General features: G+C 63.6%; 21 protein-coding genes and 1 other RNA gene. 5 read left to right on the forward strand and 17 right to left on the reverse strand.

Annotation, left to right across the window (positions count from 1 at the left end; all coding sequences use genetic code 11):
* Positions 1–7: 7 nt before the first annotated feature.
* Both murC and AC07UB_RS07765 read right to left on the reverse strand, forming a co-directional pair.
* Positions 8–1,411 carry a UDP-N-acetylmuramate--L-alanine ligase gene (murC, locus tag AC07UB_RS07760; protein WP_492792524.1) on the reverse strand — a complete coding sequence of 468 codons (1,404 nt, stop codon included), beginning with the start codon at positions 1,409–1,411 and terminating at the stop codon, positions 8–10.
* A 144-nt stretch (positions 1,412–1,555) separates the two neighbouring features.
* Positions 1,556–2,749 (reverse strand): MFS transporter, encoded by a 1,194-nt coding sequence (locus AC07UB_RS07765; protein WP_494651496.1) that lies wholly within the window; start codon positions 2,747–2,749, stop codon positions 1,556–1,558.
* A gap of 112 nt (positions 2,750–2,861) precedes the next feature.
* Between AC07UB_RS07765 and AC07UB_RS07770 the strand changes: the two genes are divergently transcribed.
* Complete coding sequence (locus AC07UB_RS07770) at positions 2,862–3,767, forward strand: LysR family transcriptional regulator (protein ID WP_494652653.1); 906 nt, start codon at positions 2,862–2,864, stop codon at positions 3,765–3,767.
* On the opposite strand, the gene murG is transcribed toward AC07UB_RS07770, so the two are convergent.
* The 9 genes from murG to rsmH form a co-directional block, all read right to left on the reverse strand.
* Complete coding sequence (gene murG / locus AC07UB_RS07775) at positions 3,768–4,868, reverse strand: undecaprenyldiphospho-muramoylpentapeptide beta-N-acetylglucosaminyltransferase (RefSeq protein WP_494651494.1); 1,101 nt, start codon at positions 4,866–4,868, stop codon at positions 3,768–3,770.
* 15 nt (positions 4,869–4,883) lie between these two features.
* Positions 4,884–6,035 carry a putative lipid II flippase FtsW gene (gene ftsW / locus AC07UB_RS07780; RefSeq protein ID WP_494651492.1) on the reverse strand — a complete coding sequence of 384 codons (1,152 nt, stop codon included), beginning with the start codon at positions 6,033–6,035 and terminating at the stop codon, positions 4,884–4,886.
* A gap of 182 nt (positions 6,036–6,217) precedes the next feature.
* Entirely contained in the window at positions 6,218–7,621 is a 1,404-nt protein-coding gene (gene murD, locus AC07UB_RS07785; protein ID WP_494651490.1) for a UDP-N-acetylmuramoyl-L-alanine--D-glutamate ligase, read from the reverse strand.
* 4 nt (positions 7,622–7,625) lie between these two features.
* Positions 7,626–8,711, reverse strand: coding sequence for a phospho-N-acetylmuramoyl-pentapeptide-transferase (mraY, locus tag AC07UB_RS07790; RefSeq protein WP_492792519.1), 1,086 nt, complete (start codon positions 8,709–8,711; stop codon positions 7,626–7,628).
* Between the two features lie 10 nt (positions 8,712–8,721).
* The gene (locus AC07UB_RS07795; RefSeq protein ID WP_494651488.1) at positions 8,722–10,170 is read right to left on the reverse strand and encodes a UDP-N-acetylmuramoylalanyl-D-glutamyl-2,6-diaminopimelate--D-alanyl-D-alanine ligase; all 1,449 of its coding nucleotides are present in this window, start codon (positions 10,168–10,170) and stop codon (positions 8,722–8,724) included.
* A complete protein-coding gene (locus AC07UB_RS07800) occupies positions 10,167–11,615 on the reverse strand; it encodes a UDP-N-acetylmuramoyl-L-alanyl-D-glutamate--2,6-diaminopimelate ligase (RefSeq protein ID WP_494651487.1) in 1,449 nt (482 codons plus the stop codon). The genes AC07UB_RS07795 and AC07UB_RS07800 overlap by 4 nt, the downstream gene beginning before the upstream one ends.
* A 92-nt stretch (positions 11,616–11,707) precedes the next feature.
* On the reverse strand, positions 11,708–13,456 hold the full coding sequence (locus AC07UB_RS07805) for a peptidoglycan D,D-transpeptidase FtsI family protein (RefSeq protein WP_492792516.1): 1,749 nt from the start codon (positions 13,454–13,456) through the stop codon (positions 11,708–11,710).
* The gene (gene ftsL, locus AC07UB_RS07810; RefSeq protein ID WP_492792515.1) at positions 13,453–13,863 is read right to left on the reverse strand and encodes a cell division protein FtsL; all 411 of its coding nucleotides are present in this window, start codon (positions 13,861–13,863) and stop codon (positions 13,453–13,455) included. Before ftsL ends, AC07UB_RS07805 begins: the two co-directional genes overlap by 4 nt.
* A 1-nt stretch (position 13,864) precedes the next feature.
* Positions 13,865–14,866: a 16S rRNA (cytosine(1402)-N(4))-methyltransferase RsmH gene (gene rsmH / locus AC07UB_RS07815; protein WP_494651484.1), complete on the reverse strand. Its 1,002-nt coding sequence runs from the start codon at positions 14,864–14,866 to the stop codon at positions 13,865–13,867.
* A 541-nt stretch (positions 14,867–15,407) separates the two neighbouring features.
* Between rsmH and AC07UB_RS07820 the strand changes: the two genes are divergently transcribed.
* The 3 genes from AC07UB_RS07820 to AC07UB_RS07830 all read left to right on the forward strand — a co-directional run bounded on the left by AC07UB_RS07820 (position 15,408) and on the right by AC07UB_RS07830 (position 18,046).
* The gene (locus tag AC07UB_RS07820) at positions 15,408–16,184 is read left to right on the forward strand and encodes an N-acetylmuramoyl-L-alanine amidase (protein WP_492792513.1); all 777 of its coding nucleotides are present in this window, start codon (positions 15,408–15,410) and stop codon (positions 16,182–16,184) included.
* Between the two features lie 32 nt (positions 16,185–16,216).
* An RNA gene (rnpB, locus tag AC07UB_RS07825) (RNase P RNA component class A) lies at positions 16,217–16,644 on the forward strand.
* A gap of 193 nt (positions 16,645–16,837) precedes the next feature.
* Positions 16,838–18,046 (forward strand): diguanylate cyclase domain-containing protein, encoded by a 1,209-nt coding sequence (locus tag AC07UB_RS07830; protein WP_492792512.1) that lies wholly within the window; start codon positions 16,838–16,840, stop codon positions 18,044–18,046.
* Positions 18,047–18,070: 24 nt separating this feature from the next.
* Here the strand turns inward: AC07UB_RS07830 and AC07UB_RS07835 are convergent, their stop codons facing one another.
* The 5 genes from AC07UB_RS07835 to AC07UB_RS07855 form a co-directional block, all read right to left on the reverse strand.
* On the reverse strand, positions 18,071–19,876 hold the full coding sequence (locus AC07UB_RS07835) for an ABC transporter ATP-binding protein (protein WP_494651481.1): 1,806 nt from the start codon (positions 19,874–19,876) through the stop codon (positions 18,071–18,073).
* 443 nt (positions 19,877–20,319) lie between these two features.
* Positions 20,320–20,682, reverse strand: coding sequence for a Zn-ribbon domain-containing OB-fold protein (locus AC07UB_RS07840; RefSeq protein ID WP_494651479.1), 363 nt, complete (start codon positions 20,680–20,682; stop codon positions 20,320–20,322).
* On the reverse strand, positions 20,679–21,815 hold the full coding sequence (locus AC07UB_RS07845) for a thiolase family protein (protein WP_494651477.1): 1,137 nt from the start codon (positions 21,813–21,815) through the stop codon (positions 20,679–20,681). Before AC07UB_RS07845 ends, AC07UB_RS07840 begins: the two co-directional genes overlap by 4 nt.
* A gap of 54 nt (positions 21,816–21,869) precedes the next feature.
* On the reverse strand, positions 21,870–23,459 hold the full coding sequence (locus tag AC07UB_RS07850) for a DHA2 family efflux MFS transporter permease subunit (protein WP_494651475.1): 1,590 nt from the start codon (positions 23,457–23,459) through the stop codon (positions 21,870–21,872).
* A gap of 42 nt (positions 23,460–23,501) precedes the next feature.
* Positions 23,502–24,755 (reverse strand): HlyD family secretion protein, encoded by a 1,254-nt coding sequence (locus AC07UB_RS07855; protein WP_492792507.1) that lies wholly within the window; start codon positions 24,753–24,755, stop codon positions 23,502–23,504.
* A gap of 259 nt (positions 24,756–25,014) precedes the next feature.
* Between AC07UB_RS07855 and AC07UB_RS07860 the strand changes: the two genes are divergently transcribed.
* Positions 25,015–25,653, forward strand: coding sequence for a TetR/AcrR family transcriptional regulator (locus AC07UB_RS07860; RefSeq protein WP_492792506.1), 639 nt, complete (start codon positions 25,015–25,017; stop codon positions 25,651–25,653).
* Between the two features lie 55 nt (positions 25,654–25,708).
* On the opposite strand, the gene AC07UB_RS07865 is transcribed toward AC07UB_RS07860, so the two are convergent.
* Complete coding sequence (locus tag AC07UB_RS07865) at positions 25,709–26,968, reverse strand: extensin-like domain-containing protein (protein ID WP_492792505.1); 1,260 nt, start codon at positions 26,966–26,968, stop codon at positions 25,709–25,711.
* Positions 26,969–26,997 lie beyond the last annotated feature (29 nt).

Below are 26,997 nucleotides of genomic sequence, written 5' to 3' on the forward strand. Positions count from 1 at the left end.
CCTCGCGTTATTTCAGCGCCTTCAACTCGCCGGGCAACGCATAGGCCCATTGCGTGATGTTGCCCGCGCCGAGCAGCACGACGAAATCGTCCGGCTTCGCGACGTCGCGCACAACCGACGCAAGCTTGTCGGCACCCGGCAGCGGAATCACTTCACGATGGCCGTGCGCGCGCAAGCCCAGCACGAATGAATCGCGGTCGATACCGGCGATCGGGGCTTCGCCCGCGGCATAAACGTCGGCGACGATCACGGTGTCGGCGTCGTTGAAGCAGGTGCAAAACTCCTCGAACAGCGATTGCAGCCGCGTGAAGCGATGCGGCTGCACCACGGCGATGACCCGGCCCTTGGTGGAATCGCGCGCAGCTTTCAGCACAGCGGCGATTTCCACCGGATGGTGGCCGTAGTCGTCGATGATGGTGACGCCGTTCCAGTCGCCGGTCTTGGTGAAGCGCCGCTTAACCCCGCCGAAGCCTGCCAGCGCCTTGCGAATCGTGTCGTCCGAAATGCCGATCTCGTGCGCCAAGGCGATCGCCGCCGTTGCGTTGAGTGCGTTGTGACGGCCGGGCATCGGAAGCACCAGATCGGAAATCTCGTAGGCCGCATCGGTCTTGCGGTGGCGGAATTCCACCTTGAATTTCGAGCCGCCGGTGAACGGCACGAGATCGACCAGCCGCGCGTCGGCCTGGGGATTCTCGCCATAGGTGATGATGCGGCGGTCCTCGATCTTGCCGACCAGCGCCTGCACCACCGGATGATCTGTGCACATCACGGCGAAACCATAGAATGGCACGCCCTCGACGAAATCCTTGAACGCTTCCTGCACCGCCTCGAAGGTCTTGAAGTGGTCGAGATGTTCGGGATCGACGTTTGTAACGATGGCGACGTCCACAGGCAGTTTGAGGAAGGTGCCATCGCTCTCATCGGCCTCTACCACCATCCACTCGCCCGCGCCGAGGCGCGCGTTGGTTCCGTAGGCATTGATAATGCCGCCGTTGATGACGGTGGGATCGAGCGCGCCGGCGTCGAGCAGCGTGGCGACCATCGACGTCGTGGTGGTCTTGCCGTGCGTGCCGGCAATCGCGATGCAGCTTTTCAGCCGCATCATTTCGGCGAGCATCTCGGCGCGGCGCACCACTGGAATGCGCAGTCCGCGCGCGGCGATCAATTCCGGATTGTCGCGCTTGATCGCGGTGGACACCACCAGCACGTCCGCGCCGTTCACATTCTCGGCCTTGTGGCCAACGTTGATCTTGATGCCCTTGTCACGCAGCCGCATGACGTTGGCGCTTTCCGATGCATCCGAGCCCTGCACGTCGTAGCCGAGATTGCACAGCACCTCGGCGATGCCGCTCATGCCGATGCCGCCGATACCGACGAAGTGAATGGGTCCGATCTCGCGCGGCAGTCTCATAAATTTGTCTCTCGATTGTCGGACGCCCGCTCCGGCGTCCATGAGGTCCTTCAAACAGACGAAGCTGGCCGGGACAAGCCCGGCCAGCACAGAAAAATAGCACGATTCTTTCAAATCAGGCGTGATGCGGGCCGCAGTCGCCTGTCACTCGGCCGCCTCTGGGCAGACAATCGCCGGAACCGGCTTGCCGCGCCGCGATTCCAGCCGGTGGCTGACCAGCGCCAGCACCAGCGCCGCCAACGGCACCAATCCGGCAATCCATGGAATGGCGCCGAGCCCCGGACCGTGATCGATCACCACGCCGCCGAGCCACGCACCGATAGCGTTGCCGAGATTGAATGCCGCGATGTTGAAGCTGGAGGCGAGCGACTGCCCCGCGCCCGACGCCTTGTTGAGCACCCACATCTGCAGCGGCGGCACCGTTGCAAATCCCGCCGCGCCAAGCAGGCCGACGAAGATCACTGCTGTGATCTGGTTGTGGACTGCGAAGGTCATTGACACGAGCACCACGGCGAGCAGCAAAAGCGTGCCGAACAACGTGGGCATCAGCCATTTGTCCGCGAGCTTGCCGCCGATCAGATTGCCGCCGACGAGGCCCGCACCGAACACGAGCAGGATCGGTGACACTGCGGAATCCGGAAAGCCTGCAATGCGGGTCAGAATCGGCGCGATGTAGGTGAACACCGCGAACACGCCGACCCAGCTCAGCACCGTCGTCAGCAGGCCGGCCAGCACCGGCGCGCGGCCAAGCACCGCGAGATCGTCCTTGAGATTCGATGCTTCCGGTGCATCCTTATTTTTCGGCACGAATGCTGCGATGATCGCGAACGCGGCGATACCGACCAGCGTCACAGCCCAGAATGTCGAGCGCCAGCCGAAGCCCTGCCCCAGCCACGTGCCGAACGGCACGCCGAGAATGTTCGCGACCGTGAGGCCCGTGAACATCACCGCGATGGCCGATGCCTTCTTGTTGGGTGCAACAAGCGTCGTCGCTACCACCGAACCGACGCCGAAGAACGTGCCGTGCGCGAACGCGGTCAGCACGCGCGCGGCCATCAGCGACCAGTAATCGGGCGCAATCGCGCAGGCGAGATTGCCGATGGTGAACACCGCCATCAGCGCAAGAAGTACGGTCTTGCGCGGCCAGCGCGCGGTGGCGATGGTCATGATCGGCGCGCCAACCACAACGCCAAGCGCGTAGCCGGAGATCAGGAGGCCCGCAGCCGGGATCGAAACGCCGAGATCGGCGCCGACCTGGATCAGCAGGCCCATGATGACGAATTCAGTGACACCAATTCCGAAAGCGCCGGCGGTGAGCGCATAGAGTGCGAGCGGCATGGAACATTCCTCAGACGAATCCGGCCAACCGCCGGCATTCCTGAGAAGTGGACGCAAAGCCATTCGTGAACTAGACTACAGTAAGTAACAATATTTGTGAATTAAAGTCACAATTATGCGACAAGACATCAACCGCTCCGGCGAGATGGAAGTGTTCGTCCGGGTGGTCGACCTGGGCGGCTTTTCCGCCGCGGCGCGCGCTTTCCGCATGAGCCCGTCCGCCGTCAGCAAACTCGTCGCACGGCTGGAAGCGCGGCTTGGCGTGCGGCTGATCAATCGCTCGACCCGCAAGCTGCAACTGACACCGGAAGGCACGGCCTATTACGACCGCAGCATCCGCATTCTCGACGACATCAATACGGCCGAACGCGAGGCCGCCGTCGGCGCAACGCCGCGCGGGCGCGTGCGAGTCAATACCAGCGTGCCGTTCGGGCTGCACTGGCTGCTGCCGCTGTTGCCCGGATTTCTGAAACTGCATCCTGGTGTCAGCGTCGATGTATCGCTGACCGACACGGTGGTCGATTTGATGGAAGAACGCGCCGACGTCGCCATTCGTGTGGGACCGTTGCGCGAGTCTCGCCTGCTCGCGCGCAAGCTCGGCGAGAGCCGCATGGTCGTGGTCGCAGCGCCCGCTTACCTCAACGAACATGGAATTCCACGGACGCCCGCCGAACTCGGCCAACACAACATGCTCGGCTTCTGCTTTTCAAAACAGATCGACGGCTGGCCATTTCGTGACAGCAAGGGCGGCACCGTCAGCGTCGCGCCTGTCGGCAATGCGCTGGTCAGCGACGGCGAAGCCATGCAGAAGCTGGCTGTCGCAGGCGCAGGCCTTGCACGCCTCGCCCGCTTTCATGTCGATGCGGACATCAAGGCCGGACGACTCGTGGCGGTGCTTGAAGACTTCAATCCGGGCGATCTCGAACCGATCCATGCCGTGTTCGTCGGCCACGGCGGACAGTTGCCCGCGCGGGTGCGGGCGTTTCTCGATTATCTCGTGGAGAATGTGAGACTGTAACTAAATTCCCGCGACCTTCGCCGTGAGATCGGCGAGCCGCTCCGCTGCATCGAGCCTGCCGACAGTGCGCGCGGCGGTGGCCATGGCGATCAACCGTGCGGGATCGGCGGACAGCGCGGAGATTTCCACGGCGAGACGATCCGGCGTGAAGTCGGCCTGAAGAATCCGGATCGCGCCGCCGGCTTTCTCCAGCACGCCGGCATTGGCGAACTGGTCCTGATCGATTGCGCCGGGCAGCGGCACCAAAATCGAAGGACGCCCGATCGCACCGAGCTCAGCGACGGTGCCCGCGCCGGAGCGCGACACTACGAGATGACTCGCAGCAAGCCGCGCCGGGAGATCGACAAAGAACGGCGCCAGCTCAGCCTCGATCTTGAGGCGATCATAGACCGCGCGGACCCGCGCCATGTCTTCATCGCGCACCTGCTGCACAAGAATAAGCCTGCGCCACAACGCCGGCTCCAGCCGCTCAATCGCGCCCGGCACGATATCAGCCATGATCCGCGCACCCTGGCTGCCGCCAGTAACCAGCAAACGCAGCGGCCCCGTCGCATCCGGCGAGGCATACGGCACGGCGGCGGCGGCGAGGATCGCGGGCCGCATCGGTGTTCCGGTGACGGTGGTTTTTCCGGCGAGCGCCGGCTCATGATCGAGCACGCCGGGCAGCGAAGTCGCAATCGCGCTGACGCGTCCTGAAAGAAACTTGTTCGCCCGGCCCATCACCGCATTGGCGTCGTGAATGAGGGTCGGAATTCCAAGCAGCTTCGCCGCCATCAGCGGCGGCAGCGTCGGATAACCGCCGAAGCCGATCACCGCCCTGGGTTTTTGCCGCAGCAGCAGCGCCAGCGCCATCACGCCGCCCGCGGCGAGCATCGTGCCGGTGCGCGCCAGCGCCCACGGTGTGCGGCCGCGCACGGTCTCGCTCGGCACCACATCCATCATGTCGCGCGAGAACAATCCGCCGTAGCGCACTGCGCGCTCGTCCGTCATCAGCCGCACGCGCGCGCCGCGCTTCATCAGCGCAACGCCGAGGGCTTCCGCGGGAAACAGGTGACCACCCGTTCCGCCCGCCGCCAGCATGATGAGAGGCCTGTCAGGCATCGGAATACTCGCGTGTCACGCGAAGCTATGCGCAGCGTTGGCTGCGCCGATCGATTCCATTTCGACGCGCGGACGCTGCCGCGTCAGGGCCAGCAGCATGCCGACGCCGTAAGCCAGCGAGATCATCGACGAACCGCCGTAGGAAATGAACGGCAGCGTCATGCCTTTGGCGGGCATCAGGTGCAGGTTCACCGCCATATTGATCGAGGCCTGGATGCCGAACATGATCGCGAGACCGGCGGCGGCGAAGCGCGCGAACAAATCTTCACTCTGATACGCCCGCGCCAGCGCGCGGATCACAATGAAGGCAAACAGCGCCAGCAGCGCTAGGCACAGGATGATTCCGAATTCCTCGGCGGCGACCGCGAACACGAAGTCGGTATGACTGTCGGGGAGAATGCGCTTCACCGTGCCCTCGCCCGGCCCCTGCCCGAACCAGCCGCCATGGGTGAACGATTCCATCGCCATGTCGACCTGAAACGTGTCGCCCGACGACGGATCCATGAAGCGCTTGATGCGGCCTGCAACGTGCGGCACCAGCATATAGGCGCCAAACAATCCGACCGCGCCCGCGCCCATCAGGCCGAACACCCAGATCATTCGCATTCCGGCGATGAAGAACAGCGTGCCCCACACCATCAGCACCAGCATGGTCTGGCCGAAGTCCGGCTCGAGCACCAGCAATGTCACCGTCATCAGCAACATGCCGAGCGCCATCGACGTCGCCGGCATCTCGGGACGCTTGGCGGATTCAGCGAACAGCCACGCCACCAGCACCACGAAAGCGGGCTTGAGGGATTCCGAGGCCTGAATGTTGAGGCCGAGAATGGTGATCCAGCGTTTCGAGCCCTTCACCTCAGGCCCGAACAACAGCGTCGCCACCACCAGCACGATGCTGACGGAAAACACGATCAACGCGGTGCGCCGCACCTGCCGCGGCGACAGGAACGACACCGCGACCATCACGAGCATCGATGGAACGAGGAACAGCACATGGCGGTTGAAGAAATGAAACGGATCGAGGCCGATGCGCGCCGCGACCGGCGGGCTCGCCGCCAGCGACAGGATCACGCCGCCAAGCATCAGCGTCATGAATGCGGCCAGCAGCAGCCGATCCACGGTCCACCACCATTCGCTGAAAGGTGTGCGTTGCTCGCGGGAGATCATGTGCGTGTCCTGCGCAAAAGATTAACGGGTTATTACTCGCCCATCGTGGTTTCCGAAGGGTTAAAGATGGACGGATACGAGAAAAAATCTCGTCAAAGTGTCGGGATATTCGAATTCGAATGTACCAGCGCCGCGAACAAGGCGCTCTCCCTCTCCCCGTAAACGGAGAGAGGTAAGGGAGCTCATGCCGGCTTCAAATCGCCAGGCAGGGCGTTGGCGAGTTCGCGGAAGCGGTCGCCGCGCTTCTCGAAATTCGGGAACTGATCGAACGACGCGCAGGCCGGAGACAGCAATACCACCGGCTCCGCAAGCCCCGACGCCTCGGCGTCGTGTGCGGCGTGCGGAACTGCCTCCTCCAGCGTCCCGCTGATTTCATGCGGAACGTCGCCAAGGGTGGCTGCGAATTCCGCCGCCGCCTCGCCGATCAGATAGGCCTTGCGGATGCGCGGGAAGAATTCGCGCAGGGATTCGATGCCACCGGTCTTCGGCTTGCCGCCCGCGATCCAGAAAATATCTTTGAGCGACGACAGCGCGTGCCCTGCCGCGTCCGCGTTGGTCCCTTTGGAGTCGTTGATGAACAGCACGCGGCCGTTGCGCCCGAGCTGTTCCATGCGATGCGCGAGACCGGGAAAACTTCGCAGGCCCCGTTGCAGGACATCGATGCCGACGCCAAGCGCAAGCGCGGCTGCCGATGCACAGGCAGCGTTCTGCGCGTTGTGCAGTCCGCGCAGCGAACCGATGTTGTCGAGAGAAACGATATCTTCGCGTGCGCCGCCTTCCGCGCGAATGACGATGCCGTCATCCACGTCGAAATAAAATCCGCTCGCAACCGGGTGCTGAACCGAGACACGCGCAACGCTTCTTCCTGCCTGCTCGATGCGGTCGGCGATTGCCGCGCAAAAGTGATCGTCCACGCCGACGATGGCGGCACCGCCGCGCTGGACGTTCGCGACAAGCCGCTCCTTCACCGCCGCGTAGTGCTCGATGCTGCCGTGACGGTCGATGTGATCTTCGGTGACGTTCAGTAGAATGCCGACGCTGGGATTGAGCGACGGCGTGAGATCGATCTGGTACGACGACATTTCGATCACATGGACGCGACCCATGCGCGGTGGTTCCAGCGACAGGATCGCGGTGCCGATATTGCCGCCCATCTGGGTGTCGTAGCCCGCCTCGCGCATCAGATGCGCGACCAGCGCCGTGGTCGTGGATTTTCCGTTGGTGCCGGTGATGGCGACGAACGGCGCATCCGGCGCGTGACGCGCGCGCTCGCGGCAGAACAATTCGATGTCGCCGATCACCTCGACGCCGGCGTCCTTCGCCGCCAGCACCGTCCAGTGCGGTGTGGGATGCGTCAGCGGCACGCCCGGCGTCAGCACAAGCGCCGCGAAATTTTCCCACGAGACTTTACGCAAATCCGCCGTGATGAACCCGGCCCTCGCCGCTTCCGCGAGTTTCGCGGGCGTGTCGTCGCTCGCGATCACCTCCGCGCCGCCGGCCTTCAGTGCATGACAGCTTGCCAGCCCCGACCCACCGAGGCCGAACACAGCAACGGTCTTGCCCGCGAACGAGGTGACGGGAGTCACGCGCTCACCGCAGCTTCAGCGTCGAGAGACCGGCGAGCGCCAGCATCACCGAGACGATCCAGAACCGGATCACGATCTGCGGCTCGGTCCAGCCCTTCTGCTCGTAGTGATGATGGATCGGCGCCATCCGAAAGAAACGCTTGCCGGTGAGCTTGAACGACGCGACCTGCACGATGACGGAGAGCGCCTCGACCACGAACAGGCCGCCGATCACCGCCAGCACGATCTCATGCTTGGTGGCGACGGCAATCGCGCCAAGCATGCCGCCGAGCGCGAGCGAGCCGGTGTCGCCCATGAAGATCGAGGCCGGCGGCGCGTTGAACCAGAGAAATCCCAGCCCCGCGCCGAGCACCGCGCCGCACAGCACCGCGAGTTCGCCGGTGCCGGGCACGTAACGGATCTGGAGATATTCGGCGAACACCGCGTTGCCGACGAGATAGGCGATCATGCCGAAGCTCGCCGCGGCGATCATCACCGGCACGATAGCGAGCCCGTCGAGACCGTCGGTGAGATTCACCGCATTGCCCGCGCCGACAATGATGAACATGCCGAACATCAGGTAGAACCAGCCGATGTTCAGCGTGAATTCCTTGATGAAGGGAATCGACACCGCTGTGACCGAGGCGTCGCGGCCGAACCAAACGATGCAGGCACAGGCCGTCAGCGCGATCAGTCCTTCGACCGCGAGCCGCGAGCGTCCCGAGAAGCCCTTGTCGGTCTGCTTGGAAACTTTCAGATAGTCGTCATAGAAGCCGACAAGGCCGAAGCCGATGGTGACGGCGAGAACGATCCAGACATAGGCGTTGCGCAGGTTGGCCCACAGCAGGGTCGCAACGATCAGGCCCGACAGGATCATCAGGCCGCCCATGGTCGGCGTGCCCTTCTTGGTCACCAGATGCGTCGGCGGGCCATCGGCACGGATCGGCTGGCCCTTGCCCTGCGCCAGGCGAAGCTGATCGATGATCCAGGGTCCGAACATGAACACGACCAGCGCGCTGGTCACCATCGCGCCGCCGGTGCGAAACGTGATGTAGCGGAATACATTGATGCCGGGAATCGTGCCGGCGAATTCGGTGAGCCAATAAAACATTCCAACCGCCTTATGTGCCGGCCTGGGCGACAATGTCGTCGTGCTCGGCCTTCTCCGGAAAACGCTTTTGCAACGCGGCTACAATCAATTTCATACGCGAGCCGAGCGATCCCTTGACCATGATCGCATCGCCGGCGCCGACCGCAGCGACGACCTGCGGCTCAAGCGCCGCCGAATTATCGGCATAGCCGCCCTTCTTCTCGGAAGGAAGGGCTTCCCACAGATTGCGCATCAGCGGACCACAGCAAAATACCGAATCAATATTGTTGGCCTTGATCGCCTCATTGAGTCCGCGATGCAGGTCCGGACCGCCCGCGCCGAGTTCCAGCATGTCGCCGAGCACCGCGATGCGACGACCGCGCGGGCCGACGCCGGCCTGACCGAGGACCGTGATCGCAGCCGCCATCGAGGCCGGATTGGCATTGTAGCTTTCATCGATCAGCGTCGCCGTGCCGTCCGTGAGGGTCAGAACCTCGCGTACGCCCCGCCCCGTTGCCGGTTTGAGCTGCGCCAGCGCAAGCGCCGAGAGCGCGAGGTCCGCGCCCGCGAGCGAGGCTGCTGCCAGCACCGCCAGCGAATTCATCACCATGTGACGGCCCGGCATGGCGATCTTGTAGGTGATGTCGTGTCCGAGAATATCCGCGCGCACGGCGGAACAGGTCGGTTGCAGCGAGACATCGATCAGCCGCGCATCGGCTTTTTCGTCACTGCCGAACGAAACAATGCGCGAGACCTTGGCTTTTTTGGCAGCCTTGCTCAGGCGCGCGAATTGCGGATTGTCGCGGTTGAGCACCGCAGCGCCGCCCGGCTCAAGTCCTGCGAAGATTTCCGCCTTGGCATCGGCAATCGCTTCGATGCCGGAGAAAAACTCCAGATGCACCGGCTCGACCGTGGTGATGATCGCCACATGCGGGCGCACCATCTTCACCAGCGGCTCGATCTCGCCCGCATGGTTCATCCCGATCTCGAAGATCGCGAATTGCGACGACGCGGGACACCGAGCCAGCGACAGCGGCACGCCCCAATGATTGTTGAACGAGGCGACCGACGCATGAGTCTCGCCCTGCGCGCCCAGCACCGCGCGCAATGCTTCCTTGGTCGAAGTCTTGCCGACCGATCCGGTGACGGCGATGACCTTGGCACCGAGACGCGCCCGCGACGCGCGCGCCAGATCGACGAGGCCCGCCAGCACGTCATCGACAATCAGCAGCCGTGCATCGGCGGCGAACGTGCCGGCGTGAGCTTTGTCAACGACCGCCAGCGCCGCGCCGTTGGCCAGCGCCGCTTCGACGAAGTCATGCCCGTCGTGAACGTCCCCCTTGATCGCGAAGTAAGCCTCGCCCGGCGTCAGCGTGCGGCTGTCGATGGAAATTCCGGTAACGTCACCGGGCATCATGCCGCGCCCTGAGGCACGCATGGCCTCCGCCATCGCCGCACTCGTCCACAATGCAGTGCTCATGCGGCGTACTCCGCCAATGCCGCCGCAGCAGCCTCGTGATCGCTGAACGGCAACACTTTATCTCCGACGATCTGTCCAGTCTCGTGGCCCTTGCCCGCGATCAGCAATGCATCGCCGGTCTGCAAACCCGCAACGGCCGCGCGGATCGCCTCGGCGCGGTCGCCAATATCCTGCGCGCCTTTCGCCGCAGCCATGATGGCGGCGCGGATCGATGCCGGATTTTCGGATCTCGGATTGTCGTCGGTGACAATGACCGTGTCGGCGTTCCCGGCTGCAATCGCGCCCATCAAGGGACGCTTGCCCGCATCGCGGTCGCCACCCGCGCCGAACACGACAACGAGTTTGCGTTTGGTGTAAGGCCGCAGCGCTTCCAGCGCTTTCGCGAGTGCATCGGGCTTGTGTGCATAGTCCACGAACACCGGCGCGCCGTTGCGCTCACCGACCAGTTCGAGGCGGCCCGGCGCCCCTTCGAGTTTTTCCAGTGACACGAATGTCTGCGCCGCGTCGCCACCGGTAGCGATCACGAGTCCAGCCGCCGCAAGCGCGTTCTCGATCTGAAATTCGCCGACCAGCGGCAGCCGCACCTGATGGCGTTTGCCGTCATGTTCGAGCGTCAGCTTCTGCGAAAATCCATCCACCGCCGCATCGACGAGTTTGATTCCCTCGCCGTTGCGGCCCACGGTGACGATCCGCAGCTTGCGGCTGCGCGCGGCATCGATCACCGCTTGCGAATGTTCATGATCAGCGGAAATCACCGCCGCGCCGCCGTCGACGATGAGATCGGTAAACAGCCGCAGCTTGGCCGCGAGATAATGTTCGACGGTCGAATGATAATCCATGTGGTCACGCGACAGATTTGTGAACGCGCCGGCACTGACGCGCACGCCGTCGAGGCGATGCTGGTCGAGGCCGTGCGACGACGCTTCGAGCGCCAGATGCGTGACGCCCTCGCCCGCGAGATCGTCAAGCGAACGATGCAGCGCGATCGGATCCGGCGTGGTCAGCGAGCCGTAGACCGTGCGCTTCGGCGACACGAGACCAATAGTGCCGATGCTCGCCGACGCGAATCCGAGGCGCTGCCAGATCTGCCGCGTGAACACCGCGACGGAGGTCTTGCCGCTGGTGCCGGTAACGGCTGCGATGGTGGCAGGCCGGCGCGCGTAAAACTTTGCGGCGGCCAGCGCCAGCGCGCGGCGCGGGTTCGATACGGCGATGAACGGAACGCGGCGGTCACCCTCGGGAATCCGGTCGCTCACAATGGCGGCCGCGCCCGATGCAATCGCCTGATCGATGAACCGCGCGCCGTCAGTCTTGACGCCGGCCAGCGCGAAGAACACGTCGCCGGGCTTCACCGCGCGGCTGTCCACGGCGAGACCCGCGACCGCAACATCGGCATGTTGCACGTCCACGACGGCATCCCCGCTGAAAAGGTCGCGTAATTTCATCTCACCCCAGCAGATAGGTCCTGCGCGTCCTCTGACCGCAAAACCGGTGCCACCTTGCGGAATACGCCCACGCGATCCCGTGAATCGTGCGGTTACCGGCTTTCCTTCGATGCCGCAAGAATAAGGCGCTCGGACGGCGGCAAATCGAACCTCGGCGTCATTCCAAGCAGAGGAGCGATCCGCTCGATGACCTTGCCGCCGGTCGGCACCGTGTTCCAGCCGGAGGTAATAAAGCCATGGGTTTCCGGCAGTCCCTGCGGTTCGTCCAGCATGATCAGGAGCTGATATTGCGGGTTGTCCGCGGGCATGATCGCCGTGAAGGAATTCAGCACCTGCTTTTTGGAATACCGCCCGTTGACGACCTTTTCCGAGGTGCCTGTCTTGCCGCCGACATAATAACCTTTGACGTCGGCCTTGCGCGCCGTACCCTTCTCCGCGTTCAGCCGCATCAGGTACCGCATGCTGTTGCTGGTCTCGGTTTTCACGACCCGCTTGGCGAGTTGCATGGCGTCGTCGCGGGAGCGCTTCAGGAACGTCGGCGGAATGAGATAGCCGCCGTTGACCAGCGCGTTGATGCCCATCACCGCCTGCAACGGCGCGACCGCCATGCCATGGCCGAACGCGATGGTGATTGTATTCAGTTCGCCCCAGCGCTTCGGCACGATCGGCTCGGCGCTTTCCGGCAACTCGGTGCGCAGCCGCGTGAGCTGTCCGAGCTTGCGCAGGAACGCCTTGTGCGCCTCGACGCCCATCGACAGAGCGACGCGCGCGGCGCCGACGTTGGAGGACTCGGTAAACACTTCCCACATCGGCACGGAGCGGCCAAGGTTGTGCGTGTCGTGAATTTTGAACTTGCCGTACACCAGCGGCGCGCGCGCATCGTACAGCGTGTTGACCGTGGCGCGACCTGAATCCAGCGCCATCGCCAGCGTCAGCGACTTGAACGTCGACCCCATTTCATAGACGCCGGTGGTCAGGCGGTTGATACGGGTCGGATCGTTGGCCTCGCGCGGATTGTTCGGATCGTAATCGGGCACCGAGACCATCGCGATGATTTCGCCAGTCTGCACGTTCGACACCAGACCCGCGGCAGCCTTGGCCTTGTATTTTGTTTTCGCCTTGAGCAATTCGTCGCGCAACGCGTGCTCGACCCGCAGATCGACGGCCAACTCCACCGGCTTTTGCAGGCGGTCGGTGGCGAAGCCCGCGCGATGCAGATCGGCGAGACCGTTGCCGTCGAGCCACTTCTCGATTCCGGCGATGCCCTGGTTGTCGATGTTCACATGGCCGATCAGATGCGATACCACCGCACCGGCCGGATAGACCCGCTTGTTCTCGCGCAGGAAGCCGATGCCGGGCACGCCGAGGCGATAGATTTCCTTCTGCTGCTGCGGCGTGATCTCGCGCTTCAGCCAGACAAAGCCCTTGCGCGACGACAGCCGGTCGCGCACTTCGCCGGCGTCGATATCCGGCAGCGTCGCGGTGAGAAGCTCGATGGCCTCGTCCTTGTCGATGATGCGTCGCGGTTCGCCGAACAGCGACGGCGTCTTCACGTCGGTGGCGAGGATCGTGCCGTTGCGGTCCAGAATGTCGGGGCGCGCAGTGGCGATGGCGTCCTGCGACGCCGTGCGTCGCGCGCCATGGCCGTCGCCGTTCACGGCGAACATGATAAGGCGGCCAGCGATGACGCTGAAGACCGCCGCGAATGCAATCATCGCAAGCCCGACGCGCGCGCGGGCCTTGGCGGCACGATCGACATTCCGCCCGTAAAGCAGCGTGCGGATCAGCCGCTGCCGCCAGGGTTCCGGGGGCCGTGCGGGTGTGAGGGCGTGATCGGTCATTGCGTGCCCTCCGGCGAAGGCACCGAGCCGGTGACGGAATCCGCGTCCTGCGGACCTTCGGCGAGCGCTTCCTGATCGACGCTTTCGATCATGGTGCCGATCGGATCGGGATCGCCCGGCTTGACGAAGCTCGGCGGGCGCGGCGGCAGGTTCTTCAGCGTGTCGTATTGCGTGGCTTCGATCGAGCGCAGCGAGAGATGGCGCGCGGCCATTTCCTGCAAACGCTTGGGCGTTTCCAGCTTGGCCCACTCCGCCTTGAACACGGCAATCGAATTGCGCTGCTCACGGATGTCGGCGCGCAGCTTTATCACGCGCTCGGTCCGCACGGTGGATTCCATCTTGATGCGGTAGACGTAGGACGCCGCGAACACCAGCGCGCAGATGACGAAGAGGTGGATGATGCGCATGTCAGCCTCCCCTCATCACGTCGACGAGTTGGGGCCAGTCGAAGGAAGCGGTCTCGGATTGCGCCGGCGCATCGGTGCGGGCCGCGGCGCGGAGTTTTGCAGAGCGCGCGCGCGGATTGTCCGCGACCTCGGCTTCGTCTGCGACGATGGGACGCTTGGTGAGAATCTCGAAGCTCGGCATCGCTTGCTTGACGTCGGGCAGATGCCGCGAGCCGCCGCCGCGCTTGCCGCGCTCATTCAGGAAATTCTTGACGATGCGATCCTCGAGCGAATGGAACGACACCACCGCCAGCCGTCCGCCGGGTTTCAGCATCTGCTCCGCGGCCACCAGCGCCGCATGAAGTTCGTCCAGTTCCTCGTTGACGAAGATGCGCAGCGCCTGGAAGGTGCGGGTTGCGGGATGAATCTCGTTCGGCTTGGAACGCACCACGCGCGACACGATGTCGGCGAGCGCGCGCGTCGTCGTGATCGGCGCTTCTTTCCGCGCGGCGACAATAGCGCGGGCGACGCCGCGGGAATGCCGCTCCTCGCCGAAGATATAGATGATGTTGGCCAAATCCGTTTCGGACGCCTTCGCGATCACATCGGCAGCGGTCGGGCCATCCTGACCCATTCGCATGTCGAGCGGGCCGTTGAGACGGAACGAGAAGCCACGCCCTGACTGATCGAGCTGCATCGAGGAAACGCCGACATCCATGACGACGCCATCAATCGCAGTCACGCCTTGCGCAGCGCAGACATCCGCGAGATTTGAGAAACGATCCTCGACCAGCGTCAGCCGGCCGTCGGAAGAGTCTACGAGATCGAAGCCGCCGGCGACGGCGGTGCGGTCACGGTCGATGCCGATGACGCGGGTTCCGGGAATTTTCAGGATCGCGCGGCTGTAGCCGCCCGCGCCGAATGTGGCGTCCACATAGATTCCGCCTTCGCGCGGCGCGAGCGCCTCGACCGCTTCGCGGCCGAGAACCGGGACATGGCGCACTGGTGCATCGTCGGGCGACATTTCAAAAGCCTGCCGGTGAAAAACGGCCGCGTGCCGGCCCGAATATCCGGGCCGATCCGCCAGATCCCGGCCGAACAGCCCCAGATTGGACCGTTCCGGGGCCCAGATCGACCTGAACAAAGAGGCGCTTGCGATGACTCGCCGCAAATTCGAGGTTCCGCATGGGATTTTCTGGCCAGCCATCGGACTTTTCGCGGGACTTTTTGCGCATCGACGAAACCGCAGCCACCCCTTTTTGGCGCGACTCTTCATCCTTCAGTAGCGACGGTTATCGTTAAGGAATCGTTGACGCCGAAGATCGACGTTTAATGGCGTCCTTTTGGCCTCGGGTCCGGCATCCGATCGAGCCCGGAATACTCTGGGGGTAAAATGGTTCATGGAACCCGCCCGGATTGCGCCCGGTGCACATCAGGGTTTCACTCCGATACCGCCCTTCTCTCGCCCCGTTTCGCGTCCCTGTAGGCTTTGAGGATCGTTTGAGTCTGCTGGATTTGATTCGAGGCGTCAGCGTCCCGACATTTCACCTGGGGGTACTGCTGACATGACAAGTTTCGTGCCGGATTCATCCGTCGTCTCGACCGTCACGCCGTCGCCGAACTACGGCGACCGCAAGGGTCTACTGTCGCCGAACATGATCGTCCTGCACTATACCGGCATGGCCGATGCCGCGAGCGCCATCGTGCGGCTGTGCACCGAGGGCACCGAAGTCTCCGCGCATTACGTCGTGCTCGAGGACGGCAACATCGTCCAGTTGGTGCGTGAGGCCGCGCGCGCGTGGCACGCAGGCGCAGCTTCCTGGAGCGGCGACACCGACATCAACTCCTGTTCGATCGGGGTCGAGATCGTCAATCGCGGTCACGACCTCGGCTACACCGATTTTCCGCTGCGCCAGACTGCGGCGGTGATCGCGCTGTGCAAGGGCATCATGATCCGCCGCGATATTCCGAAGCACCGCGTGCTGGGCCATTCGGATGTCGCGCCCGGACGCAAGAAAGATCCCGGCGAGAAATTTCCATGGCGTCTGCTGGCGGATTCCGGTGTCGGGCTGTGGGTCGAGCCCGCGCCTATTGTGAGCGGCACCCAGAAGCTGCTCGGCGCGTCCGGCGAGGACGTGCTCGATTTGCAGAAATCGCTGGCCAGTTTCGGCTACGGCGTGCCGCTGAACGGACAATACGACACCAACACTATGGACGTGGTCGCCGCCTTCCAGCGCCACTTCCGCCCCGAGCGGGTGGACGGCGTCGCCGATCAGTCGACGTTGACCACGTTGAGCGATCTGCTTGCACTGATGCCGGCGGAAACCCAGCTCACCTCTTGACCTCGCGCGCCGGCGCGCCCATCACTCGGATGTCAGTCGGCTGGACGGCCGCCCCGGCAAGGATCGAAAGGTCGCCGGGGAGGAAAGTCCGGGCTCCATCGACATACGGTGCCGGATAACGTCCGGCGGGGGTGACCCCAGGGAAAGTGCCACAGAGAACGAACCGCCTCGCCCTCCGCAAGGAATGGCGCGGTAAGGGTGAAAAGGTGCGGTAAGAGCGCACCGCGTTTCTAGCAATAGAGACGGCATGGCAAACCACACCGGGAGCAAAACCGAATAGGGACGGCACAGCGGCGAGTTCGTCTTCGGACGATAACTCCGCGGGGCGATGTCAGGCCCGCTGTCCGGGTAGGTTGCTTGAGGCGCCGGGTAATCGGCGTCCCAGAGGAATGGCCGTCACGTCTGCGTGGTGCAAATCATGCAGGCCCTACAGAACCCGGCTTACAGGCTGGCTGATGCTTTATCGACGTGCGGTCCGCATGGGCCCACGAAGCCAACGAGGGGTCCGGCGGAACACGCCGGGCCCCTCACCATTTGGGCCGCAGCCGGTTCCAGACCGGTCAAGTTTGACCTTTCTGCAGACGCTTCATTTTACTCAGCCTCGATAGAAGAAGCGGTCAGCCTCGATAGCGAGGCTCGGGAACTTGCGAATCATGGCCATCTCATCGTTGCAGTTGCTGCGGCCTCATCGGCTTCCGGACGGCATCTACGTCGAGATCATCGCCGATCTCTTCAGTGCGACACCGTCGATCGTTGTCTTCCTGCTCAGCCAATGCGTGATCGGCGCGGCCATCTTTGCCGAGACCGGCGACTTCTACATCCTCGCGCTGACGCTGATCGCTGTCGTGATCTCACTCGAACGGATATGGATGATCCGCCGCTATCATCGCACCGACGGTGCGAAGCGGCTTTCGCGCAATTCGGCTGCGCTTTGGGAACGCCGGTTCGCGATCCGGAGTATTGCGACCGCCGTCGTTGTCAGCGCGATCGGCGTTCGCTGCTTCATGCTTCCCTTCCCGACTGTGCACATGCTCATCATCGGCGTTATTTCCACTTATGCGGCAGGCACAATCATGCGCGTGGCCTATCGTCCGCGTCTCGCTCTGCTGAATGTCCTGATCGTGGCCATTCCGCCAAGTATCGCCTGCATTCTTCATGGCGGCGTGATCTACATCTGCCTCGGCATCATCACGTTGATGTTTCTGTTCGGCGCGTTCGAGATTATCAAGCACGCCTATGCGACCGCCGTCAGCCAGCTGACCCTCAAGCGCAAGTTCGCAGGCCTCGCACAACAAGATGCGCTGACCGGTTTGTCCAACCGCCTCGGCCTCAATGATAATCTCGATACGGTGATGGCCGACGCGCAGCGCAACGGCTACGGCATCGCCGTCCACAGCCTCGATCTCGACCGCTTCAAGGCGGCCAATGACCTTTACGGCCATCCCATCGGCGATGCGATCCTGAAGGAGGTGGCGCAACGGCTGTCGCGCCTGACGCGGGCGAGCGATCTTCTGGTGCGGCTCGGCGGCGACGAGTTCGTGCTGGTGCAGACCGGTGTGGCGGCACGCGAACAGGCCACGGCACTGGCGGAACGTATCGTCGAGGACATCGGCTCCAACTACGACATCAAGGGCTACACCATCGAGATCGGCACCAGCGTCGGCATCGCATTGATGTCCGGCGACGAAACAACACCCGACGAACTGCTGGAGCGCGCCGACCACGCACTTTATCAGGCCAAGCGGACGCGAAGCGGCTTTGCCGTTTACACCGTCGCGCCGCATCTCGTTCCGCCGTTGATTGACGGCGACGATTTTCAGGACACCAGCGCCGTCACCAGGAAAATGGTCAACCTGCGCTAGTCGAATATCGCCGCCGCCTTAGCTTTACTCAGCCGCCGACATGCGGTCGAGTTCGAACACCTGCCGCTCGAACAGCGCGCGGTAGATGCCGTCGGGACGCCGCGCCAGCGACGCATGCGTCCCCTCCTCCGCGATCCGGCCCCGGTCGAACACCAGAATCCGGTCGAGGCTGCGCACCGTCGACAGACGATGCGCGATCACGATCGCCGTGCGGCCTTGAATCAGGCGGTCCATCGCCTCCTGAATCAAGGCTTCCGATTCCGAGTCGAGGCTTGAGGTGGCCTCGTCCAGAATCAGGATCGGCGCGTCGGCGAGGAAGGCGCGCGCCAGCGCCACGCGCTGACGTTCGCCGCCCGACAGTTTCACGCCGCGTTCGCCCACCAGCGTTTCGTAACGCTTCGGCAGCCGCATGATGAAGTCATGCGCGTTGGCAAGCCGCGCCGCTTCCTCCACCTCGCGCATGGTCGCACCCGGCCGCGCATAGGCGATGTTCTCCGCCAGCGAGCGGTGAAACAGCACCGGCTCCTGCTGCACGATGGCGATCTGGCTGCGCAGCGATTGCTGCGTCGCCTTCGCCACGTCCTGACCGTCGATCAGGATGCGGCCGCCGGTCGCGTCGTACAACCGCTGCACCAGCTTGACGAACGTCGTCTTGCCCGAGCCCGACCGGCCGACCAGACCGACGCGCTCGCCCGGCCTGATGTTGACCGTCAGCCGGTCGTAGAGCGGCGTGTCGTGCCCGCGATAATGGAACGTCACATCGTCGAACACGATGCCGCCGCCGGTGACCTTCATCGGCACGGCGTCGGGTGCATCGGCAATGCCGATGGCTTCATCGTGAATCGCGACCAGTTCCTCCATGTCGTTCACCGACCGCTGCAGATGGCTGATGTGCTGACCGATATCGCCGAGATAGCCGTGAATGACGAAGTATGTCGTCACGACATAAGTGACATCGCCCGGCGAGGCGCGGCCCGCGATCCACAGCAGCAGCACGCCGCCGATCACCGACGCGCTCATCAGCACCAGCACCGCGTGCTGCGCGGTGCCGACATAGGTGTAGCGCAGCCAAGTGCGGCCCGCGCGGCGTCGCCACTTGCCGAGCACACCGGACACGCGGGCATCTTCCCGCGTCTCCGCACCGAACGATTTCACCACGGCGTTGCACGTCAGCGAGTCGGCCAGCGTGCCGCCGACCTTGGTGTCGAGCGCATTCGACAATTGCGCCGCCGGCGCGATGTAGTTGGTCGTCAGAGCGACCGTCATCGCGACATAGATCACCGTGATCAGCGCGATCACCGCACCGAGCACCGGCCAGTGCCATCCGACCAGAATCGTCGAGCCGAGCAGCACCACCAGCGACGGCACCAGTGCCATCAGGATGGTGTCGTTCATCAGGTCGAGCGCCCACATGCCGCGCGTGATCTTGCGCACGGTCGATCCGGCGAAGCTGTTGGCGTGCCAGTCCGTCGAGAACCGCTGGATTCGCACGAAGGCCTTCTGCGCCACGTCCGACATGATGCGGAGCGTGAACGGCAGAATGGCTTTCAGTCCGACGAAACGAAACACCATCGCCGCAAAGCCGAGCGCCACGATCGCACTGAATGCGATCATGGCGGCGCGGTGTGCGGCGGCCTGGTCGGTCGCGGCCAACGCGACCGCGTCCACCAGCTTTCCTGCGAACAGCGGCATGAAGACATCTGCGGCCGCCGCGGCGATCAGGCCGCCGGCGACCACGGTCAAGCGCACCGGTTGATTGCGCCAGTGACGGAAGACGAACGGCAACACCGCGTTGATCGCGGGAGATTTCCGCTTACGAGAATGAGTCATGACTTGTTTCGGCTGCGCATGCGCAAGCCGACTCCATGGAATGGACGACGCAGCGGCAACGCCGCGCGCAATCGTCGCGTGTAAAAAATCAGGTTGTGGAAGCTGGACGTCCGGGTTCGCGGAAAATCGAACCGGACAACCCCGGACGAGCCATCGGAAAACCGACGGCAGCCGGCAACCTTATGCGGAGGACCGCGAGGTTAACCGAGGGGGTATCCGGATGCCGAGGCGCGAACGCGCAGGACTCGCGGGGTCGCGATAAACGCAAACTTCAAATTCATGCGATCCTCCCGCGTTTGAGCAATGCGGACTCACGTTGCGTGTGCCGCTGATGATTTCTTGCGCAATAATTGCGGCAAATTTTGTACCGGGCAATGAAAATCCCGCAATGTGCGCGCGGCGACGCGCCGCACTTGCGGTGATAGCGGCAAATGTCCGCGAAATCAGCCCTTCACGAAATACGGCGTGCTCAGACCGGCGAACGGCCGGAATTGCACAACGGCATCGTCCCCGATTTTCAGATCGTGGTCACCATGCGCCATCATGCGAAAGCCTTCCGTCATGTCGACCAGAAGGATCGCATACGGCACATGGGCCCTAGCCTCCGGCGTCGCCGCGCGCCGCACCAGCGTCGCGGCATAGACCGTGCCCTTGCCGCCGGCCTGATGGGTTTGCGGCGAAGCATCGCCGCACGCGGGACAAAACGCGCGGCGGAAATACCAGAGGTGACGGCACGCGCCGCAGGACTGATACAGAATAGCGTCGGCGCCGTCGGGCCAGCCCTTGAGGTCTGTTGCGCCGCTCATCGCACTCGCTCCAGAAACATGCTGACATGGGACGACATCACGCCGCCGTCGCCGTGCAGCAATGCGAGCGACGCATCGCGCACCTGCCGCGCACCCGCCCTGCCCGTCATCTGCAATTGCGTCTCGACCAGATGCGCCATCGCGCCGCCGCAGCCGCAATGACCATAACTCAACAGCCCACCGTGGGTGTTCAGCGGCAGCGCACCGCCGATGCCGAAATCGCCGTTGCGTACGCGAGCGGCAGCCTCGCCCCTCGCGGCCAGACCAAGCTCTTCGATCAGGATCGCCAGCGTGATGGTGAAGCTGTCGTAGATGCCCGCGTATTTGATATGGCGCGGATCGACGCCCGCCTTCTCGCGCGCGCGTTCCATGGCAACTGCCGCACCCACGTCGGAGAGGCTGCGCGCCGCCGTGACGTGCTGATGCAGATGTGCCTGCCCGCAGCCCAGCACGCGGACATGATGATCTCCGGTCGGCTCGCGGCTGACGATGAAGGCCGCGCCGCCGTCCGACACCGGACAGCAGTCGAGCAATTTCAGCGGCGACGATATTTCGCGTGACGCCATCACGTCCGCAACAGTAATCGGATCGCGGAACTGCGCGCCGTGATGCAGCATCGCGTGCTTGCGCATCAGCACCGCGAACTCCGCCATGTCCTCCTGCGTGAGCCCGTAGTCGTGCATGTAGCGCGACGCGAGCAGCCCGTAATAGGCGGGAATGGTCGGGCCGAGCGGCACCTCATAATCGGGATGCCCGACCTGCGCGAGTGTGCTCATCGCGGAGTCGCGCGCCTGTCCGGTCAAACGGTTCTCGCCCGCGACCACGAGAATGGTTTTGGCGACACCCGCCTCCACCAGTTCATGCGCCAGCATCGCCATCGCGAGACCCGTCGCGCCACCGACCTGAATGGCGTGCGCATAGGACGGCTGCACGCCGAAATGCTCGGCGAATACGGTCGCCAGCATCAGATGCGGCATGGTGGTGGAATAGCCGGTCAGCAGGCCGTCGATGTCACCGCGTTTGAGGCCCGCGTCCGACAGCGCACTCTCGGCCGCCATGCTCATCAGGTCGAGCGTCGAGCGGCCGTCATGCTTGCCGAACGCCGTCAGTCCGACGCCACTGATGAAACTCATAGGTGTCTCGCGTCATTGAAGAGCGACCGTGTTTGCCACGGCCGCGCGGCTTCTTCAATGCGCGTCGGGCGGCGGACCGGCCATGCTGGGCTTGTTGACGAAGAACACCAGCCCGCTCAGCGCGAGATAAAAGCACGTCAGGATGAAAAACGCGTCGCCGAAGCTCATCACCACCGCCTGCCGGTGCACGATCAGCGAGAGCTGCTTCAACGCCATCAGCGAGGCGTTGCCCGCGCCCTGGAATTTCTGCGTCAGCATGTTGAGCGTCTCAACCGCCACCGAGTTGCCCCATGTGACCCTGTCGTGAAGACGCGAGATGTGCAGGTCGGTGCGATGGTCGAGCACGGTGTTGATAACGGCAAGCCCGACCGCGCCGCCGAGGTTGCGCGTCAGGTTGAACAACCCCGAGGCATTCTTGAGCCGTGCGGGCGCCAGCGTACCGAGCGCGATGTTGTTGACCGGCACCATCGCCATCATGATGCCGACGCCACGCAGGATCTGCGGCACCAGCAGTTCGTAGAAATCGTAATCACGGGTGATCCCGGTCATCATCCATGAGGAGAGCGCGAAGATCATGAGACCCGCTGCGATCATGTAGCGCAGGTCGACCTTGGTCATCATTCGCCCGATGATCGGCGCACTGAGGAACATCGCAGCACCCGAGACAAACACGGTTTCGCCGATCATCAGCGCGCTGTAACCCCTCACCTCGGCAAGATAGCGCGGATAGACATAGGTCAGGCCGTAGAGGCCGATGCCGACGCAGAACGAGAACATGCAGCCGAGCGCGAAGTTGCGGTCGGTGAAGGCGCGGATATCGACAATCGGCTCTTTCTGCGTCAGCGCGCGATAAAAGAAGATGACCGCGGAGATGACGCAAACGATCGCGAAAAAGAAAATCGACTCGTCCTGGAGCCAGTCGTTGCGCGGGCCTTCCTCGAGCACGTATTCGAGTGAGCCGAGAAACCCGCCCATCGCGGCAAGGCCCCACCAGTCGAAATGCTCGAGCAACTTGAAATTCGGTTCGTCGAAATCCACCAGCGCCAGCACGCCGATGGTGATGCCGATACCGGGCACGATGTTGATGAAAAACAGCCAGTGCCATGACATCAGGTCGGTGATATAGCCGCCCACCGTCGGGCCGATGGTGGGCGCAAGCGTCGCGACAAGGCCGATGATCGGGCCGACGATGTGAAACTTGCTGCGCGGAAACACCGTGTAGGCCGAGGCGAACACGGTCGGGATCATGCCCGCGCCGACGAAGCCCTGGATCGCCCGCCACAGGATCATCTGCTCGATGGTGGAGGTCAGACCGCACATGAAGCTCGCCGCGGTGAAGCCAGCGGCGGAAATCGCAAAGAGCAACCTCGTGCCGAGCGCGCGCGAGAGAAATCCCGACAGCGGAATCGCGATCACCTCGGCGATCAGATAGGAGGTCTGGACCCAGGCCACTTCGCTGGTGCTGGCCGACAGACCGGCCTGAATTTCGGACAGCGATGCCGAGACGATCTGGATGTCCAGGATCGACATGAACATCCCGAACACCATGATGAGGAACGCGATCAGCCGGCGTGTGCTGATCGTCTCCGTCGCCGGTGCGGCCGGCGCTCCATCCATGGTCGGCGATGCGGTGTTGGACGCCATCACATTGTCCTTGAGGTCCGCGATGCGAGACCCCGCACGCGATTATCTCGCGGCGATCGGATCGACGCCGTCGGGCGCGGGCTTTGTGTTCACCGTCGTGATCACCGACATGCCGGGCCGCAGCAGGTTTTCCCGCGCCACCGAGAACGGCACGCGAATGCGAACCGGCACGCGCTGAACCACCTTGGTGAAATTGCCGGTCGCGTTGTCGGGCGGCAGCAGCGTGAACACCGAGCCGGACGCCGGCGCGAGGCTGTCGACGATGCCCTTGATGGTGCGCCCCGACACAGCATCGACTGTGATCGAGACCGGCTGGCCGGGTTTCAAGCGGCCAAGCTGTGTTTCCTTGTAGTTGGCGTCGATATAAACGTCGTCGATCGGCACCACGTTGGCCAGCCGCTGACCGGGCTGCACGAAGTCGCCAACGTTGACGATGCGGTTTGAAAAAATGCCGTCCACCGGCGCGCGCACCAGCGTGAACGACAGATCGCGCACCGCCTTGGCAAGCGCCGCGCGCAACTCCTGCAACTGGCCCTCGGCTTCGGCCTGCTGCGCCTTGACGACGTCGACCTGAGCTTGAGCCGCGTCGAGCGCGGCCTTGGCGCCCTGCACCGAAGCCAGCGCCTGATCGCGGCCGGCCTGCGAGACGTCGAATGTCGCTTTCGAGGCAAATCCCTTGCTGCTCAAACTTTCCTGACGCGCGAAATCCGCCTCGGCGCGTTTGATCGCGGCTTCCGCCGACACAAGCTGCGACCTCGCCTGTTCAACCGCACTTTCCTGCGCGGTTGCCTGACGCGCGATCCGCGCGATGGTCGCTTCCTGGGTCGCGGCTTTCGCCTGTGCGCTTTCGACAGCGAGCCGATAGTCACCGTCGTCGATCTGCAAGACGACATTGCCGGCGCCGACGCGCGCATTGTCGCCGACCAGGACTTTCGAAACGTGTCCCGAGATTTTCGCGCCCATCGTGGTGTTGTTGGCGCGCACATAAGCATCGTCGGTGGTGACCATGTAGCGGCCGACGACCATGTAGTGATAACCGAAATAGATGCCGGCCAGCGCCGCGAGCGCGCCGACGCCGACCAGAACTTTTCTGCGAAACGCGGATTTCGGTTTCGACGTCTCGCCGTCCGCATCGGCCGATGGACCGGTCGCAGGCGCATCCGTTCCGGGTTCTTCTACCGTGCGCGCGCGCAATTCGGTTTCCACGACTGAGGCGGCACGCGATACGTCGGTCTCGGAGGCGTCAGGCTCCGGGTGAACAACCCTCGCAACCTGATCACGGGCAGGCACGGCCATCACGGCCTCCTTGAGAAAATGACAAACTCATCAACATCCGGCGCGCTTGCACACCGGCACGCTTCAATTGCCGGCGATGATTTCGGAGCGAGCCAAAGCCACGCGTTCCAGGGTCATCGCCCGACGTGCAACAAAATTACCATTGACCGAACGGTTCGGTCAATGGTAATTTCGCACTGTCACCCAATATCGCCGGCCGCTTCTTGGAGTCTCTATTCCTAGCGGCATCCGGGGCGAAACGTATCGGCAAGCTGAACGAATGGTTGCACACACATCCCTTTCCATCGCCCCGCAAGGCGACGAAGACAGCGCAAAGCACCGCCAGATCATGGACGGCGCACGGCGGGTTTTCATGGATCTGGGCTTCGACGGCGCCAGCATGAACGAGATCGCCCGAGCAGCCGGCGTCTCCAAGGGTACCCTCTACGTCTATTTCACCGACAAGAATTCGCTGTTCGAGGCCATCGTTGAACAGGAATGTCTGGAGCACGGGCGCGTCGCCTTTAACTTCGATCCTGACCGCGATCCGGAGACAGCCCTGCGCGATTTCGGCCGCGCCTATATTGAAGTGGTCTGCCGGCCGGACGGCGGCTCCGCAGTCCGCACCGTCATGGCCATCGCGGAACGGATGCCGGATGTCGGCCGCCGGTTTTATGAGAACGTGATCGCGCTGACGATGAATCGCCTCGCCACCTATCTCGAAGCGAAGGTGGAAACGAAGGAGCTTGTTATCGACGACTGCAAGCTCGCGGCCATGCAGTTCATGATGATGTGTCAGGCGACGCTGTTCCAGCCTTACATCTTTCAGGTCCGCCCTGTCCCCACAACCGAGCAGATCGTGACGGTGGTCGATAGCGCCACGCGGCTTTTCCTCGCGGGCTATCTGCCGAAGACCTGATCGGCGGCCGACATCGGCCTCCCGGTGTCCGCCGACATACGATCCGGGGCAGCGATCAGCGATCCTTGATGCGGGATTCGTCCTCGATCGACTCCTGGTCTTCCTTCGACAGCGGACCGCGCGCGAAGGCGCGCTTCATGCGCTGGCCGATGGAGCCGGTGATACCGCTATCGCGGCCCGCATATCCGCGCGGCGATGCGCGCGCCGCGACCTCCTCGCCGGACACTGCGGCAGGCTGGCAGATGACGCGGCCGCTCGCGCGCCGCATCAGGTCGACGTGAATGTGATCGTAGTGATAGACGTTCGAGCCCGGCGCCAGCACGGTGTTGAACTGCTGGCACGCCGCGCCCTGTATGTCGCGCAGGAAACCCTGCTCTTCCGGCATTCCCTTCCAGCCGTCCTTGACAGAAATGCGCCGTCCATCCGCCAGCGTGAACGATGCGATGTCGAGCGCGTTACCGAAAGCATGTTCGGAAATATGCGCGCGCGAATTGCCGTTCATGCCGCGGCATGAGTAAGCCGAAATCTGCTTGATCTCCGCGACCGGCGATCCGAACCAGCGCTGTGCGGCAGGCTGCACCGAGTCCGCCAGCCAGCGGTCAAGCGCGGAGACGATCGGACACGCCAGCGTTGCGGCGGGCTTCAGCGCCACCGGACCGAACCTGTTCACCGACGATCCCTGCGATGGCCCGAGACGCGGCGGCGTGTACGGCTGACTCACCGGATAGGACGGTTGCGCGGAATAGGGCGCGCGGGATTGCTGTGCGCGATTCATCGCGGGCGACATCGCGTCGGAGGCAGCCTCGATATCTTCTTCGTCGGGAGGCGCGACACCCGGCGCATTCAACGGCATCGGCGCGCCGCCTTGCGCCGGATATGGCGACGGACGTACGGCCGGATACGGCTGCGACGATGGAAAGGATGGCGCGGCCGCCTGCGGATAAGGTTGTTGCGACGGATAAGGCTGCTGCGAAGACGATTGCGGATAGGACGACGGCGGCTGCGACACCGGCCAGCGCGGCTGGTTGCTGATGCTGCCGGGCGGGCGCAAATCGTCGGCATAGCCGAAGCTGCTGCTGCTCTCGCCGAACGCCGCCACCTTCAAGGGAAATTCAGCGCCGCACGCGCCCGGACCCGAAATCGGGTCGATCCGAACGAGGGTGGCCGTCTCCTTCACCGTTCCGGATTTCAGGCACGCCTTCTCCGCCTCGGCCCGCCAGGGTTCACGTTCCGCGGTCATGAAACCACGGCCGCAACCCGCCAGCGCAACGAGGACACAGGAGCCGACTACGAACAAACTTACTCCGCGCGTCATCCGCGCACCGTCGCCGAAGATAATTAAAG

This window comes from Afipia sp. GW821-FHT04G03 (assembly GCF_059419985.1).